Origin of the sequence: Pantoea stewartii subsp. stewartii (genome assembly GCF_008801695.1) — a bacterium.
In the GTDB taxonomy this organism is placed as follows: Bacteria; Pseudomonadota; Gammaproteobacteria; order Enterobacterales; family Enterobacteriaceae; genus Pantoea; species Pantoea stewartii.
In genome coordinates, this window is sequence record NZ_VZPF01000046.1 from 1 (window position 1) to 15,628 (window position 15,628).

Genomic DNA, 15,628 nt, shown 5'->3' on the forward strand with positions numbered 1-15,628 from the left:
ATGTCGAACGGTTGTGGCAGGCGCTTCATGAGACAATAACCCGAAATCACCAGTGCAGTTCAATGTGGCAACTGTTGAAAAAGGTCCATCACTTTATGAATACCGTCAGCCCATTCCCCGGGGGAAAACATGGGCTGGCTAAAGTGTAGCGGTATTAGGATCAGTTATTTAGTCTTCAGGCCAGCCTTAGCTGGCCCTGTTCGTGTTACAGCTGTGTCAACTTCGCCAGCATTTGATCGGAGGTGCTGATCGCTTTGCTGTTAATTTCGTAAGCACGCTGCGTCTGGATCATCGTAACCAGTTCTTCCGCGACGTTTACGTTAGAGGTTTCGGTATAACCCTGATACAGCAAACCGGCACCGTTCTGCCCAGGCGTACTGTCCGTCGGCGCACCCGATGCCTGCGTTTCCTTGTAGAGGTTTTCACCCACGCTATCGAGACCCGCATTGTTCATGAAGGTGCTCAGCGTTAACTGTCCGACCTGGGCGGCCTGCGTCTGCCCCTGCTGGGTTACGCTCACCACACCATCACGCGACACGGTGATACTTGTGGCGTTGGCTGGAATGGTAATACCAGGCTGCACAGGGAAACCCGCGTTGGTCACCAGTTGGCCGTTCTGGTCAACCTGAAATGAACCATCACGTGTATACGCAGAAGTTCCATCTGGCATCTGGATTTGGAAAAAACCCTGGCCGTTAATGGCGATATCTTTTGAGTTGTTGGTTTGCGACAGGTTGCCCTGCGTATGCAAACGCTCGGTCGTCACCGGACGTACACCAGTACCGATTTGCAAACCTGACGGCAGCGTCGTCTGCTCAGATGACTGCGTGCCCGGCTGACGCATGGTCTGGTACATCAGATCTTCAAACACGGCACGTGAGCGCTTAAACCCGTTAGTACTGACGTTGGCCAGGTTGTTGGCGATCACGTCCATGTTCATCTGCTGTGCATCAAGACCGGTTTTGGCGATCCATAAAGAACGAATCATGTATTTATCCTCGCGCCTTAGCTGCCGATGCTGAGCAACTGGTTGGCTTTCTGTTCGTTTTGGTCAACGTTGTTAATGACCTTCATCTGCATCTCGAAACGGCGGGCATTGGCGATCATATCGACCATCGTTTCCACCGGCTTCACGTTACTGCCCTCAAGCACACCCGGCATGACCTGCATAGTCGGATCGGCCTGCAGGGCTGCGCCACGTGTCGCCTGCGTCGCGGCGGTGGGACGGAACATGCCATCGTCCCCACGCTCTAACTCTTTACCGGTTGCCTGGACGAGCTTCAGACGGCCCAGTTGTACAGTCGCATTAGGTGAGTCGCCAGCGTTCAGCCCGGTAATAGAGCCATCAGCCGCGATGGTGATCTCAGAACCTTGAGGGATCACAATCGGACCACCTTCGCCCATTACGGGATTGCCCTGCACCGTCAGCGTACCGTCCGAACGAATTTGCATGTTGCCGTTGCAGGTATAGGCTTCGCTGCCGTCGGCGGTGCGTACAGCCAGCCAGCCATCCTGCTGCATTGCCACGTCCAGTGGGCGCTGGGTGTAATCCATGGCCCCCTGACTCATGTCGGCACCCGGCGTGGACGCCGTGACCAACGTGCGCGTGGGCAGTGACCAACCAGTGACCGGTACAGCACGCAACGCGTTCAGCTGCGCCCGGAAACCGGGCGTTGAGGCGTTGGCGAGGTTGCTGGCGGTAACCGCCTGCTGATCCAGTGTCTGACTGGCCGCGCCCATCGCGGTATATATCGCGTGATCCATAGAGCAATCCCGTTAGCGAATTAACGTAAGTTGACCAGAGTGTTAAGGATCTGATCCTGCGTTTTGATGGTCTGCGCGTTCGCCTGGTAGTTGCGTTGCGCGACGATCATATTGACCAGCTCTTTACTCATATCGACGTTCGAAGCTTCCAGTGCGCCTGCGGTCAGTGAACCGAAGGTGCCGGTATTAGCTACGCCGATAGCGGGTTGTCCGGACGCGCTGGTTGCCGACCAAACGTTGTCACCTTTTGACTGCAGACCTTCAGGGTTAGCAAAGCTGGACAGAACGATTTGTCCCAGAAGCTGAGTTTGTCCGTTGGAATAAGCGCCAGTGATGGTGCCGTCATTGTTGATGGCATAGCTGGTCAGATCGCCCGGCGCATAGCCGTTTTGAGTTGGGCTACCAAAAGTTGATGCACCGGTATTTTGCTGCTGGCTACCGACGAAATTCAGTGCAACCGTCGTGCCGTTAGCACCGTTTGCGCCAGTGAGTGGCAACGTTGCAGTACTGTCAGTTGTCGTTCCCGGAACGATGGCACCCGCTGCAGTAATTTGGGAAACGCTGGTCAACTTGCCGTTAGCGTCGAACGACATCTGGTAATTACCTACTGCAGAGCCTACAGTCGAATCCACAGCATGGACGTTCCAGGTATTGTTAGCTGTTTTGACGTAGTACAGGTCGACGTTATGGCTGTTACCCTGCGTGTCGAACATCGAAATTGTGCTCTTCGCGCTACGTGTGGTCTCATCAGAAACGTTGAATTTGGTGTCATCCAGAATCGGTGACGTTGAATTCAGGTTTGCGACTAAATTACTGGTCGTGGTCGCTCTGGCAGCCATTTGTGTCGTAGGAATAGACAGCGACACGGCGTTAGCACCTGCCTGAATGGTCGGAGGAACCCCTGACGCAGGATAACCTGTAACGTTCAGGCCCTGGGCATTGACCAGGTTACGGTTTTCGTCCAGTTTGAACTGCCCGTTACGTGAATAAAACACGGCGCCCGCCGAGTCAGTCAAACGGAAAAAGCCGTTACCGCTCAGCGCTACATCCAGTCCTCGACTGGTCGTTGTCGTTGCACCATCGTTGAAGTTCTGGATCACGGCAGCGACTTTAGTCCCCAGACCCACGTTTGAACCGGCAAACATGTCGGCAAACGCGATGGTGCTGGACTTAAAGCCCGCTGTGGCGGAGTTAGCGATGTTGTTACCGATAACGTCCAGGTTACTTGAGGCAGCGCCGAGACCGCTGACCGCTTGTGAAAATGACATTTAAATCTCTCCTGTCTACAGGTGAATCAGAGAATCTGACGTACGTCGTCAAGGGTGGCGGAGCCCATGGTGCCGAGATCCAGTTTTGCGGTATTACCCGCTGTGCTTACGCCATTGACGTAGGCATAGTTAAGTGGCTGAGCCACCTGTTGACCGCTGCTGTTACTGGCAGCAATCGCAACTTTGTATTTTCCATCTGGCGCGACGCTGCCATCCGGTAATTTGCCGTCCCACGAGAACGTGTGAACGCCGGCGGTCAGTGCGCCCAGGTCCTGGGTGCTGACCACATTGCCCTGTGCATCGGTAATCGTCGCCGTGGCGGTGGTGGCTGCGTTAGTCAGCTCCACGCCAAACGGCGTTGTCGTGCCTTTACCGACCAGAATCTGTGAACCATTCACCATCACGCCATGACCAATCAGCGTCGAACTTTGCAGTGACTGGCTGGTGCTGATCTGACCCGAAATCGATCCCAGTGTGGTGTTCAGTTTTTCAATACCGCTCAGGGTGTTGATCTGTGCCAGCTGTGTTGTCAACTGACTGTTATCCATCGGATTGGTGGGATCCTGGTTTTGCAGCTGCGTCACCAGCATGGTCAGGAACTGGTTTTGCAGATCCTGGGCGCTGTTACTTGTGCCGGTGCTGGATGAGCTAAGGACCGTGGGGTCCAGCTTTTCATTAACGCCTACCGCGATAGTCATTATTTTTCTCCGTTACTGACCCAGGGTCAGCGTTTTCATCATCATCGACTTCACGGTATTCAGCACCTCGACGTTCGCCTGGTAGCTGCGTGATGCCGACATGGTGTTGACCGTTTCCGCTACCACATCCACGTTAGGCATCTTCACGTAGCCTTTGGCATCCGCCATCGGGTTACCCGGGTCATACACCAGTTTCGCGGGCGTAGGATCATCAACGACCTGCGCCACTTTTACGCCACCGGTGGCCGCACCCGGCGCAGCATCGGTCTGAAAAACGACCTGCTTTGCCACATAAGGCTGCCCGTCCGGGCCGGTCACGCTGTCGGCGTTTGCCAGGTTACTGGCACTGACGTTTAATCGCTGTGATTGCGCGGTCATCGCTGAGCCGGCAATGTCAAAAATATTCAGCAATGCCATGATTATTGCCCTTGTAACACGCTCATCATGCCTTTGATTTGGCTACTGATAAGTGTGAGATCGGTTTGATATTTCAGGCTGTTATCCGCGAACTGAGTACGTTCGCGGTCCATATCGACGGTGTTACCGTCCGCAGATGGCTGATCCGGAATGCGATACAGCAAATCCATCGACGGTGCCGTGTTCGTCTGCGCTTCGATGTGACGCGACGAGGTAACTTTGAGCGCCAGGCTACTGCCTTCAGCACGTCCATTCGCCATTGCCCGATTCAGCTCGCTGGCAAAGTCGATATCCCTGGCCTGATAGCCTGGGGTGTCGGCGTTGGCAATGTTGGATGCCAGAATCTCCTGACGTTGAGCTCGCAGGTTGAGGGCTTCGGTACCGAAATGTAGCGCCGCATCGAGTTTGTCGAGCATGCTTCCTCCGCAAATGAGAATTTCGAGCTGGCAGCATAATTGGGAAAAAGCAAGAGCCATCGTCTGAATAACGCCTCAAATCGTCGCTATTTTAACTCTTGAGTTTTTTTTCAAACGCGTACACTCATTGCCATCATCAGTGAGGAAAAGCACATGCGTGGATATCCAGCCCTGTTAGCCAGCCTGCTGGCCCTGTTTGCCTTACCCGTTATGGCAGGCGATTTCAGCGCCCAACTGAACCAGTTTTTTAAAGCCCGTGATCCTGAGCATGCCACGGGCATGAACGTCGTCATTCGCACGCCACAGGCACAGTGGCCCTTATGTGATACGCCGCAATTTACGCTGCCCGACAACAGCCGCCCGTGGGGCAATATGAGCGTGGCAGCCAACTGCGGAGAAAATCGACGTTATATTCAGGTCCAGGTTCAGGTCACTGGCCGTTATCTGGTGGCGAAAAATTTAATCGCCCGCGGCGCAACCGTGAGCAAAGACGACTTCCGTATCTAAGAGGGACGTCTGGATACGCTGCCGCCACGCACCCTGCTTAACGATGAGACCGTTGCCGATTCTGTGGTGCTGCGTGACATTCAGCCGGGACAGCCGGTGAGTCAGTCGATGCTGCGCCAGCCGTGGCGTGTAAAAGCAGGTCAGGATGTCATGGTGGTTGCCAGTGGCGACGGATTTGATGCCAGCGGCGAGGGGAAAGCCTTAAGCAATGGCACTATTGCGCAATGGGTTCGTGTACGTATGGGGAACGGTCAGGTTGTGAGCGGTCGGGTCAGTGATGATGGGAAAATTCTTATAACACTATAAAACATTAAAGAAGCCTGTTTATTTGCCGATAGAAGAATCAGCAAAGCGATTACGCTATTATGATTCAGGTGGCAGACCCCCTGACCTTACAGGAGCCCGAATATGAGCATCGAAAGAACACAACCGTTAAAGCCCGCCAGCACCGTGCAAACACGTGACAGCAGCGAGCCGCAAACTGCGCGTGTGCGCCAGAGTGACAGCGCAACAGCGACCACGCCAGCCGCCGCTCAGGTGAGCCTGAGCAGCGCCCAGGCGCAGCTGATGAAGCCAGGCAGCCAGGACATTAACGTCCAACGCGTTGAACAATTGAAAACCGCTATTCGTAATGGCGAGTTGAAGATGGATACCGGCAAGATCGCCGATGCGCTGATTGCCGACACTAAGGCGTATTTAGAGGGTAAATAATCCCCATGAGTAATTTGCTGACCACATTAGATAAGATGCAGGAAGTGCTGGTGTCTCTGGCGACCGTTCTGGATGAAGAAGAACAACAGTTGTCGTCCGGAATGATTGACAGCAACAATTTGCAGCGCATTACCGAAGATAAAAGCGCGCTGCTGACGACGCTGAACTATCTGGATGAGATGCGCCGTAGCAACGAGAAAAGTCTGGGGACATCTGCACCTTATCGTGGTCAGAGTGACATGGCGCGCCGCTGGGAAGGTATTCAGCAGCATACACGCCGGTTACACCGTGCCAACACGCACAACGGCATCCTGTTACAGCACCAGATTACCTTCACGCATGATGCGTTAGACGTGCTTAAGCCGCATCAGACGCAAGCGTTCTACGGACCGGATGGAAAAGGTCAGGGCCAGGCGACGCTGAGCCGTAAAATCTGATAACGTCAGTCTGCTGATCACGCTGTCCATTTTTGAAGAATCCGTCATCACGCGTGGATGACGGATTTTTTCATGCTGTCGTCACAGGGCGGCGGCTCTGTTATGCAGAATATCTGTTCCCTTCGCCCAACAGATGCAGTGTCCAACGCGCTATACATCCTGCACCTCCGGCATCCCGGATAACGTCTCTGCTCCAGCGCATCCCTGCGCATACTGCCTGTTCTGATAAGAAGCGGACGCCGATTTAGCCTGCCACGATCTGGCAGGCATTCGTCTTAAAACGCTTCCCAGTTGTCATGACCTTTCTTCGGTGCCGCTGCTGCAAAAGCAGGAACGGCGGGAGCAACGACTACAGTGGGGGCGTCAGACGGTGTTAACGGGGCTCGTTCAAGTTTAAAGACGGCCACGGCTTTCGTCAGTTTATCCGCCTGGTCCTCAAGGGAGGCCGCAGCGGCTGAAGCCTCTTCAACCAGTGACGCATTTTGCTGGGTTACTGCATCCATTTCTGTAATCGCGTGGCTGACCTGCTGAATGCCTCGGTTCTGCTCGTCTGAAGAGACGGCAATTTCAGAAATGATGTCATTCACACGCTGGAATGCGTCTACCGTTTTCATCATGGTGGTACCGGCATCGCTGACCAGTTCCGTGCCGTTGTTAACCAGTCCGACAGAAGTGGCGATAAGCCCTTCGATTTCTTTTGCAGCCTGCGCGCTGCGCTGAGCAAGGCTGCGCACTTCGCTGGCGACCACCGCAAATCCGCGCCCCTGCTCCCCTGCCCGCGCGGCTTCGACCGCGGCATTCAATGCCAGAATATTCATCTGAAAGGCGATGCTGTTAATGACGCTGGTAATTTCAGCGATCTTCTTCGAACTGCCGGAGATATCGTCCATGGTTTTGACGACGCGATTAACAATCTCTCCACCCGACTGGGCTTTTTCGGACGCATCGGACGCCAGCTGGCAGGCGTGATGCGCATTGTCGGCATTCTGTTTCACCGTCGCGGTCAGTTGTTCCATACTGGCAGCCGTCTGCTCCAGCGACGCGGCCTGCTGTTCCGTTCGGGAGGAGAGATCGGTGTTGCCGGAGGCAATTTCCCCCGCGCTCTGAAAGATAGCAATGGCCCCATCGCGGACAGCGCCGACAGTTTGGGCAAGCGATGACTGCATACGTTGCAGGTTCGACAGTAACATACCCGGCTCGTTACGACCGCAGGCCGAGGGTGGTACGGTCAAATCGCCGTGGGCAATCAGATCGATACGGTGAAGTGACTGTCTTAAAGGCTTAATTACCACTTTTCTCAGCAGAGCAAAAGCCAGTAGCACAATCACTACGGATGCGATAAAGGCCACTAACATCGTGGTATAGCCTGTTTTAACCTGTTCAACCGCCTGCTGTTTAATGTCCATCGAGCGCTGATTGCGCATCTGAATGGCTTTCATCAACACGTCTTTATACGCTTTGTCGAGTTTGTCAGCCACCGTTTCATCCGCAATGATCTCTTCAAAACTGTTCTGTTTGGCTGCCTCAACCATCGGCATCAACCCTTTTTGCAGGTAATCCTTAAATCGCGCCTGCAATTGTTTATCGAGTTCGATGCCGACTGGCGTCCTGACCGGACGGTTAAGGTAAATATTCAGCCCATTTTCTGCCTTTTTAATGCTGCCCTCTGTGGCGCTGAGGAAAGCGGCGTAGTTATCCGTGTCGGCAATACGTGCCGCTGCGCCGGCCTGAATAATATTGAGCCTGGCAGAGCGCATATGCGTTGAGCTGTCGAGTAATCCCTGCCTTACCGAAATTTCATCCGTTGACACGTCAAGGGAATGTTGCCCCTGCGTCAGAAACCAGGCGGATATCGTGCTACTGCACACGAACAGAAATAAGATTCCGCCAAAAATCAGGCTGAATAAGGGAATAAGATTGAGGTTGTACCAGAAACCTGGCATCGCGTTTTCATGAGCGCGGGTATGCATTTTGATCTTCCTCTCAATGATGGACTAAAGGTACTCATCGGCAGGAAGAGGACAGGATTTACGCCAAAACGGACTTTTGAATCAGTTTCTTACAACATTATGGACTTACCGCCCGAAGCGATGTCAGACGCTAAATAGCAATGAAAAAAACATGAATTTTTTATGACGATACGCTGTAAACAGGCTTTTCGACGCGCCGTATTAACGTCTTGCGCCTGATGAGTCAGTAACGGCGTGCCCCCATCCATTATTGGGTATCGTCTCTTTGGCAACCCGCTGAACGGATTATTCACCTGAAGATGCCTACAGGTCTGCTGCGATAGCTGTTCCCCAGTAAACAGGCCAGCAAAAGGGATGACAGAGGTTCGTGGCATCGCCGGGCGTGATGAAATGACCGGTCTGGCACAGAATCCCTTGTTAGTCCGGCCTGCACTGCGCAGGTTTATGACAAAAAGGCCGTAATGTTATCCATTACGGCCTGGATTACGGCATTAACCGTTGGAGGGTTTTATGGTCAGACGGCGGTACGGCGGGCATAATCCCGCAGTCGGAAGCCCATCATGCCCAGGGCCAGGAAATAAGCGCCGCCGCCTACCGCACAGACAAGAGCCAGCCGCAACAGGCGCCATAGCATGTTGCCCTGCTCCCAGTCCGGCATCCAGTACAGCATGCCTGACAGCGCGGCCGCCATAACGATTACCGCCACCAGTAAGCGAATCAGAAAACCGGCCCAGCCAGGCTGAGGTTGAAAGATTTTCTTTTTACGCAATTGCCAGTAGAGCAACCCAGCATTGAGGCAGGCACCCAGACCAATGGAGAGTGACAGTCCGGCGTGCTTCAGCGGGCCAATAAAGGCCAGATTCATTAGCTGGGTCGCGATCAGCGTAATAATCGCAATTTTTACCGGCGTTTTAATGTCCTGACGGGAATAAAAGCCCGGCGCCAGGACTTTAACGACGATCAGTCCCATCAATCCCACCGAGTAGGCAATCAGCGCACGCTGTGTCATAGCGGCATCAAAGGCAGTAAATTTTCCGTACTGGAACAGCGCGACAGTCAGCGGACCGGACAACATACCCAGCGCCACCGCACTGGGCAACGCCAGTAAAAAGCACAAACGCAGGCCCCAGTCCATTAAGCGCGAGTACTCTTCATGGTGGCCACTGGCGAAACTTTTTGCCAGAGAAGGCAATAAAATCGTGCCCAGCGCCACGCCTAACACGCCGGACGGAAACTCCATCAGGCGGTCAGCGTAATACATCCATGAGACAGAGCCCGAAACCAGGAACGAGGCAAAAATTGTATTGATGATCAGTGAGATCTGACTCACTGAAACCCCAAGAATTGCCGGCCCCATCTGGCGCATCACGCGCCACACGCCAGCATCACGCAGGTTGATCCGCGGCAGGACCAGCATGCCCAGCTTTTTCAGATGCGGTAACTGATAGCCCAGTTGCAGCAGTCCGCCGACCACCACCGCCCACGCCAGCGCCATGATGGGCGGATGGAAGTGCGGTGCGGCGAACAGCGCAAAGCCGATCATGCTGATATTCAGCAGCGTGGGGGCAAACGCCGGCACCGAAAAACGGTTCCAGGTGTTTAATATGGCCCCAGCCAGCGAAGCCAGCGAAATCAGGAGAATGTAGGGGAAAGTGACGCGCAGCAGCGCGCTGGTCAGGGCAAATTTATCGGCTGTATCGGCGAAACCCGGTGCCGTCACCAGGATGACCCAGGGGGCGGCAACCATGCCTGCGACGGTCACGAGCGCCAGCGCCAGGGTCAGCAGACCGGAAACGTAGGACACGAAAAGCCGCGTAGCCTCTTCGCCCTGCTTACTTTTATACTCGGCCAGAATAGGAACAAATGCCTGCGAGAAGGCCCCTTCAGCAAAAATACGCCGCAGAAGATTGGGTAGTTTAAACGCAACAAAGAACGCATCGGTCGCCATGCCGGCACCAAACACCCGTGCCACAATGGCATCCCGGGCAAAACCCAGCACGCGGGAAAACAGGGTCATTGAACTGACCGCTGCCAGCGATTTCAACAAATTCATAATTGACGGGGCATCCTGAAAAGAATCGGCAAAATGAGTGACTTAGCACGGATCCTGTCACACGTCGGGCGATAGTCTACTGCGATCGCGTGAAATGACCAGCACTGAGTGTTACAAGGCGTTATTCCCGTTCCGCGTCACGCCACATGGATTCGACGATACGTTGCGCTAGGAGCGCCTGCTCACCACTCGTTTCCGGCTTTGTCTGATTTTCGATGCAGTGAACAAAATGTTCTGCCACGCCCACAAATCCGCGCTGAGCCAGGTGGCTCTGCCAGGCGGCAGGTGGCGTGAGCACTACGCCTGCACCGCACTCTTCCTGCCAGTCGCGCATGTCATGAATATCAATGCACTTGCCATCACAGATGGCGCTGATACGTTCGCGCTGGCTGCCTGCCCGACGGTGCATACTGGTGGTTACCTGCAATCCACCCGCATTAAAATGGTGCTCGGCGTAAAGCATCTGTCCCTGTTCATTGGTCGCAATATGGCCCTGACGGGGCAGCGCACGGCCTCCTGCCAGCCACAGAGCCGTATCAACGACATGCAGGTAATCATCTAACAGTGTAAAGCGCAGATCCTGTGGACCCACGCTGTCGCTGCGGTGTTTTTCGATACGCAGCGCAGCGGCGGAGTGCATTTGTGTTTTCAGTTGCTGATAGCAGGGCGCGAAACGCCGGTTAAACGCCACCATTAGCTTTCGTTGTTTCTTTTCGGCCAGCGCGACCAGCGCCTCTGCCTGATTCAGGGTTTCTGCCAGCGGTTTGTCGACACAGACATCCTTGCCAGCCTGAAGCAGTGCTTTGACCACGTCGTAATGGCTGGCCGTACTGCTGTGCACAAATACGGCGTCACAGGCGGCAGCCAGAGCGGTCAGTGAAGGGAAGCAGGTGATACGGTAGCGGTCACAGACGATGCGGGCGTTGGCCTGATTCGGCGAAAATGCGCCGACTAACTGCCAGTTATTTGCCTGCGATAACACAGGCAACCAGGCCTTTTGCGCAATACCGCCTAACCCAACAACACCAATGCGAATCGTCATTTATTGTTCTCTTTCCAGTAATTGCGCCAGTTGTTCCTGAAGATCGGCAACCTGTTGCTCAAGCGCCTCAATCCGATCCCGCAGCGCGACATCGTCCGCCGTGGCTGGGTGTTGCTCCAGCGCCCCGAGTTCGACCTCATCAGCAAACATGTGCATAAAACGGCTTTCACGTTTACCCGGCTCCCGCGCCAGTCGCATGACCATGGGCCCCTCAGCGCGCGACATCAACGTGTCAAGCGTCTGTTCAACGTCGCTGACGTCGGCAAACTCATGCAAACGCCCACTCCGGGTCCGCAGTTCACCAGGGGTTTGCGCGCCACGCAGGAACAGCAATGTGAGAACGGCAACTTCTGCGCTACTGAGCTGTAAATTACCGAAGGCGGAATTGCAGAAGCGTTGCTCGTATTTCACCACGCGCTGGCCGAACCCGCTGTTGGCGGTCACCAGATGCTTTTTAATCAGGAGATCGAGCTGATCCTGCACGTCGCTTTCGCTCAGCGTCATCACGGGCTCGCGATTAGATTTTTGATTACAGGCGGTAAGCACGCCATTTAATGAAAGAGGATACTGTTCCGGTGTGGTGATTTGCTTTTCCAGCAAGCAACCCAGCACGCGCAACGCATGCGCCGACAAGGTCATCTTCATTGCGAACTCCTCATTTTACCCACGACGATTGGGTGTCCATTCCTTGCTGGTCAGCGCAGTCAGGACATGATCCTGCCACTGACCGTTAATCATCAGGTAGTTTTTAGCATAGCCCTCTTTTTCGAATCCCAGGCGGGCCAGCAGGTCACCACTGCGCTGGTTATGTGGCATGTAGTTTGCCATGATGCGGTGGATATATTGCTGGCGCTGCATATAGCGAATCGCCGACTGCAGCGCTTCAAACATCAGGCCCTGCCCTTGCCACTTCTCGCCAAGCGAATAGCCAAGATAGCAGGCATGAAAGGCACCGCACAGGACGTTGCTAAAATTCGCCACGCCACGCACTTCCGTTTCATTGCTGTCCATTAAAATAAAATAGAACGCCGAGCCCTGTTTATGCATATCAGCGATCAGGCCCAGCCGGGCTTGCCAGCCAGAGGGATAACAGTGGCTGTCATCACGCACCGGTTCCCAGGGTTTAAGGAAGTCACGGTTTTCCGCGTAATAGTCGGCTAAACGCCATGCATCGCGTTCATGAACCAGTCTTACCACCAGCCGCTCGGTCGTGAGTCGCACCCTTGGTGCGGCAGAACGATAGCCAAACATCATCTCTCCTGAAGTCCATGGCGGGAAGGAAATGCCAGTCATTGATAACTTTCACTATAACCGCCGCCAGGTCTGCGGTAAAACGTTACGCATACCACAACAGCCAGGTCGCTGAATTATCGTCCGGCCCACCGTGCAGCGCAGACGCGTCAAAAGATCTGTTCATATCTCCGATCCAGAAAACTGGTTCGGTAACCACATCGGTTTCTTAACCCTGTGCGGTGCCACTGCCCCGCCGCGTAAGAAGTCGTAGGTGCCGCAAGCCGCCCGTTTTAACAGCGGCAGATCGGGACACTTTCTTCCGGAAGGCATTTTCGGCAAATCCATATCATCCCATTCCTGATGACAGACGGTTTGCATTCAGGCAGGCTATGCCACGAGCGAGTTTTTCAGTTAAACGAGGGAAGTATGAAGACGGTTTTTCACGGGCTGGTTGCCCTGTTTTTAGCGGTTTTACTGAGTGGCTGTAATCAGTTAACGCAATACACAATTAGCGAACAGGAAGTCAATCAGGCCCTGCAAAAACATAATAACTTCGAAAAAGACATTGGCGTATCAGGTCTGGTCAATGCCCATATTGTGTTAACTAACCTGAATAGCCAGATTGGTCGGGACGTGCCAGGCAAAGTCACCTTATCGGGCGATGCCAAAATTAATGTCTCCTCACTCTTTGGTCCGCAACAGGCCGATATGCAGCTCAAAATGCGTGCGCAGCCAGTGTTTGATCAGCAGCAAGGAGCCATATATTTGCGCGATATGGAAATCGTCGATGCGCAGGTTCAGCCCGAGAAAATGGCCTCTATTATGAAAACCCTGACGCCTTATCTGAATCAGTCGTTAAAAAGCTACTTTGATCAGCACCCGGCCTACGTGCTGAGCGCCGATCGCAGTAAAGCGGAATCGCTGGCGAAAAAATTCGCGAAAGGGCTGGAAGTGAAGCCTGGTGAACTGGTCATCCCCTTCACCGACTAACCGCCTGACAGGCAGCTTTACCGTCATCTTATCCGCGCCTTCAGGCGCGGATTTTTTTTAAAAAAGAAAAACAGGTGCAAACGGTTGCCTGAGTCCTTATGCTTATAACCCGGCCTAAACACGCCTTTCGTTTATTCTACTTGCCGGAGCCGCATTCATGACCGCACACCCTCAGCAACTTACTATCCGCCGTCCAGATGACTGGCATATCCATCTTCGTGATGATGATATGCTCAACACTGTGCTGCCCTATACCAGCGCAGTCAATGGTCGTGCTATCGTCATGCCCAATCTGGTTCCGCCGGTAGTCAGCGTCGCGGCGGGCGAAGCTTATCGCAATCGCATTCTGGCTGCCTTACCTGATGGGCACGCTTTTACCCCCCTGATGACCTGCTACCTGACCGACTCGTTAGAGGCCGATGAGCTGGCCCGCGGTTTTCAGTCGGGATTGTTCACGGCAGCCAAACTGTATCCCGCTCATGCCACGACCAATTCAAGCCATGGTGTCACCAATATTGCTTCGATTGCCTCAGTGCTGGAGCGGATGCAAACGCTGGGAATGCCGCTGCTGGTGCACGGTGAAGTGACGGACTCGCACATCGATATTTTTGACCGCGAAGCCCGCTTTATTGAAACGGTGATGGAACCGCTACGCAAACAGTTCCCCGCGCTGAAAGTGGTGATGGAACACATCACGACCAAAGATGCAGCTGACTATGTGGAAAGCGCCAATGAAAACCTGGCGGCAACGATTACGCCGCAGCATCTGATGTTCAACCGCAACCATATGCTGGTCGGGGGTATCCGCCCTCACCTGTACTGTCTGCCGATCCTGAAACGCAATACGCATCAGCAGGCGCTGCGCAGGATTGTCGCCTCCGGTCATCCCCGTTTCTTTCTGGGTACCGACACCGCGCCTCATTTGCGCCATCTGAAAGAGAGCAGCTGCGGCTGTGCGGGTGTGTTCAACGCCCCTACCTCCCTGCCCGCGTACGCCACCGTATTTGAAGAGCTCAATGCCCTGCAGCATTTTGAGGCATTTTGTTCTGAAAATGGTCCGCGTTTCTATGGCCTGCCGCTGAACGAAGGCACCCTTACGCTGGTGCGTGAGCCATGGACGGTAGAAGAAAGCATTGCAATGGGCTCTCATACGCTGGTGCCTTTCCTTGCCGGGGAAACCCTCAACTGGCGTATAAAATAATTTCGCTTGCCTCCGCCATATTTATACTGTAATTATATACAGTATCTTATACGGAGGCTTTTATGCGTGTTGAAATTACCGTTGCCAAAACCCAACCTCTTCCCGCTGGTGCGATGGAAGCCCTGAGCCAGGAGCTGTCGCGCCGGATCGATGAACAATTTCCGCAATTCACCAATCAGGTCAAAGTGCGTTACGCCACGGCGAATCAGCTGAGCGTAATGGGCGGTGACAAAGACACGCGTGAGCAAATCAGTGAAATCCTGCAGCAAACGTGGGAAAGCGCTGACGACTGGTTCATTACCGATTAACCGCCACTGTGCTGTTTTTACCGGGTTTCGCCACCCGGTTTTTTTATCTTCATTTATGCCTGACTAACCGCTCGCCCATCTGGACTCCGAATGACCAATGCCCTATGCTGGCGCTGATCATGCATAAAAGGAGTTTCATCCCATGACTACAGATAAACCCGAAGAAGCCATGACCTTTGGCGAGCTGCTGACGCTCATCGGTGAACAGCAACGCCGCTTGACGGTGCTGGAAAACGCCTTTTCCAGCCTGATTTTCTGTCTTGATGACCGGGCCAGTCAGTTGCTGGTGCATAATCTTTCGCTTGAAGCGCAAAATCAAAACCATGATGAGCAATTGCAGCAGCAGTTTGCGCGCCTTGCAGAGACATTACAAAAACGTAGCGGTTCAGCAGGCGTTGAAACTTCCCCTCTTTAACCCTGTTTAACGACCTTAATAAGCCTTTTTTATTGTTCAATTAGGACAATTGCACGCCCGGTATTCAGGTATTATACCTTCTCAGCCTGACTGTTTTAGAGATAATCATTCTGCATTCAGGCTTTCCATGATACGTTTTAATCAGTGAATCGCCATTTTGCTGTTATAATTGTTTCGCAGTGGAAATTAAAAGCCGCA

General features: G+C 53.8%; 17 protein-coding genes and 2 pseudogenes. 8 read left to right on the plus strand and 11 right to left on the minus strand.

Going from position 1 to position 15,628, the window contains the following annotated elements:
- Positions 1 to 149 (plus strand): annotated as a pseudogene (locus F7Q90_RS14595) (IS630 family transposase); the annotation flags it as partial.
- 56 nt (positions 150 to 205) lie between these two features.
- Here F7Q90_RS14595 and flgG read toward each other — a convergent pair.
- Genes flgG through flgB form a run of 6 tightly spaced genes read right to left on the minus strand, consistent with a single transcriptional unit; the run spans position 206 to position 4,563 of the window.
- Positions 206 to 988 carry a flagellar basal-body rod protein FlgG gene (flgG, locus tag F7Q90_RS14600; RefSeq protein WP_006118820.1) on the minus strand — a complete coding sequence of 261 codons (783 nt, stop codon included), beginning with the start codon at positions 986 to 988 and terminating at the stop codon, positions 206 to 208.
- Positions 989 to 1,005: 17 nt separating this feature from the next.
- Positions 1,006 to 1,764 carry a flagellar basal body rod protein FlgF gene (locus tag F7Q90_RS14605; RefSeq protein WP_151161023.1) on the minus strand — a complete coding sequence of 253 codons (759 nt, stop codon included), beginning with the start codon at positions 1,762 to 1,764 and terminating at the stop codon, positions 1,006 to 1,008.
- 20 nt (positions 1,765 to 1,784) lie between these two features.
- Positions 1,785 to 3,032, minus strand: a complete 1,248-nt coding sequence (flgE, locus tag F7Q90_RS14610; RefSeq protein ID WP_006118818.1) for a flagellar hook protein FlgE — start codon at positions 3,030 to 3,032, stop codon at positions 1,785 to 1,787.
- A gap of 26 nt (positions 3,033 to 3,058) precedes the next feature.
- Positions 3,059 to 3,730, minus strand: a complete 672-nt coding sequence (flgD, locus tag F7Q90_RS14615; RefSeq protein WP_006118817.1) for a flagellar hook assembly protein FlgD — start codon at positions 3,728 to 3,730, stop codon at positions 3,059 to 3,061.
- A gap of 12 nt (positions 3,731 to 3,742) precedes the next feature.
- Complete coding sequence (gene flgC / locus F7Q90_RS14620) at positions 3,743 to 4,147, minus strand: flagellar basal body rod protein FlgC (protein ID WP_006118816.1); 405 nt, start codon at positions 4,145 to 4,147, stop codon at positions 3,743 to 3,745.
- Positions 4,148 to 4,149: 2 nt separating this feature from the next.
- Positions 4,150 to 4,563: a flagellar basal body rod protein FlgB gene (gene flgB / locus F7Q90_RS14625; protein WP_006118815.1), complete on the minus strand. Its 414-nt coding sequence runs from the start codon at positions 4,561 to 4,563 to the stop codon at positions 4,150 to 4,152.
- A 153-nt stretch (positions 4,564 to 4,716) separates the two neighbouring features.
- On the opposite strand from flgB, the pseudogene flgA reads away from it, so the two are divergent.
- The 3 genes and pseudogenes from flgA (at position 4,717) to F7Q90_RS14640 (ending at position 6,218) form a co-directional block, all read left to right on the plus strand.
- Positions 4,717 to 5,376, plus strand: a pseudogene (flgA, locus tag F7Q90_RS14630) (flagellar basal body P-ring formation chaperone FlgA).
- A 102-nt stretch (positions 5,377 to 5,478) separates the two neighbouring features.
- Complete coding sequence (flgM, locus tag F7Q90_RS14635) at positions 5,479 to 5,781, plus strand: flagellar biosynthesis anti-sigma factor FlgM (RefSeq protein WP_006118814.1); 303 nt, start codon at positions 5,479 to 5,481, stop codon at positions 5,779 to 5,781.
- 5 nt (positions 5,782 to 5,786) lie between these two features.
- A complete protein-coding gene (locus tag F7Q90_RS14640; RefSeq protein WP_006118813.1) occupies positions 5,787 to 6,218 on the plus strand; it encodes a flagella synthesis protein FlgN in 432 nt (143 codons plus the stop codon).
- Positions 6,219 to 6,493: 275 nt separating this feature from the next.
- Here the strand turns inward: F7Q90_RS14640 and F7Q90_RS14645 are convergent, their stop codons facing one another.
- The 5 genes from F7Q90_RS14645 to rimJ all read right to left on the minus strand — a co-directional run bounded on the left by F7Q90_RS14645 (position 6,494) and on the right by rimJ (position 12,534).
- Positions 6,494 to 8,188 (minus strand): methyl-accepting chemotaxis protein, encoded by a 1,695-nt coding sequence (locus F7Q90_RS14645; protein WP_044241860.1) that lies wholly within the window; start codon positions 8,186 to 8,188, stop codon positions 6,494 to 6,496.
- A 514-nt stretch (positions 8,189 to 8,702) separates the two neighbouring features.
- Positions 8,703 to 10,241 carry a murein biosynthesis integral membrane protein MurJ gene (murJ, locus tag F7Q90_RS14650; protein ID WP_006118811.1) on the minus strand — a complete coding sequence of 513 codons (1,539 nt, stop codon included), beginning with the start codon at positions 10,239 to 10,241 and terminating at the stop codon, positions 8,703 to 8,705.
- Between the two features lie 121 nt (positions 10,242 to 10,362).
- A complete protein-coding gene (locus F7Q90_RS14655; RefSeq protein ID WP_006118810.1) occupies positions 10,363 to 11,283 on the minus strand; it encodes a Gfo/Idh/MocA family protein in 921 nt (306 codons plus the stop codon).
- Positions 11,284 to 11,928: a YceH family protein gene (locus tag F7Q90_RS14660; RefSeq protein WP_006118809.1), complete on the minus strand. Its 645-nt coding sequence runs from the start codon at positions 11,926 to 11,928 to the stop codon at positions 11,284 to 11,286.
- 15 nt (positions 11,929 to 11,943) lie between these two features.
- The gene (gene rimJ / locus F7Q90_RS14665) at positions 11,944 to 12,534 is read right to left on the minus strand and encodes a ribosomal protein S5-alanine N-acetyltransferase (protein ID WP_006118808.1); all 591 of its coding nucleotides are present in this window, start codon (positions 12,532 to 12,534) and stop codon (positions 11,944 to 11,946) included.
- Positions 12,535 to 12,942: 408 nt separating this feature from the next.
- Between rimJ and F7Q90_RS14670 the strand changes: the two genes are divergently transcribed.
- The 4 genes from F7Q90_RS14670 to F7Q90_RS14685 all read left to right on the plus strand — a co-directional run bounded on the left by F7Q90_RS14670 (position 12,943) and on the right by F7Q90_RS14685 (position 15,430).
- Positions 12,943 to 13,506 (plus strand): lipoprotein, encoded by a 564-nt coding sequence (locus F7Q90_RS14670; RefSeq protein WP_006118807.1) that lies wholly within the window; start codon positions 12,943 to 12,945, stop codon positions 13,504 to 13,506.
- Between the two features lie 157 nt (positions 13,507 to 13,663).
- Positions 13,664 to 14,707 carry a dihydroorotase gene (pyrC, locus tag F7Q90_RS14675; protein ID WP_006118806.1) on the plus strand — a complete coding sequence of 348 codons (1,044 nt, stop codon included), beginning with the start codon at positions 13,664 to 13,666 and terminating at the stop codon, positions 14,705 to 14,707.
- 62 nt (positions 14,708 to 14,769) lie between these two features.
- Complete coding sequence (dinI, locus tag F7Q90_RS14680; RefSeq protein ID WP_006118805.1) at positions 14,770 to 15,015, plus strand: DNA damage-inducible protein I; 246 nt, start codon at positions 14,770 to 14,772, stop codon at positions 15,013 to 15,015.
- Positions 15,016 to 15,157: 142 nt separating this feature from the next.
- Positions 15,158 to 15,430, plus strand: coding sequence for a hypothetical protein (locus F7Q90_RS14685; RefSeq protein WP_006118803.1), 273 nt, complete (start codon positions 15,158 to 15,160; stop codon positions 15,428 to 15,430).
- Positions 15,431 to 15,628: the final 198 nt, after the last annotated feature.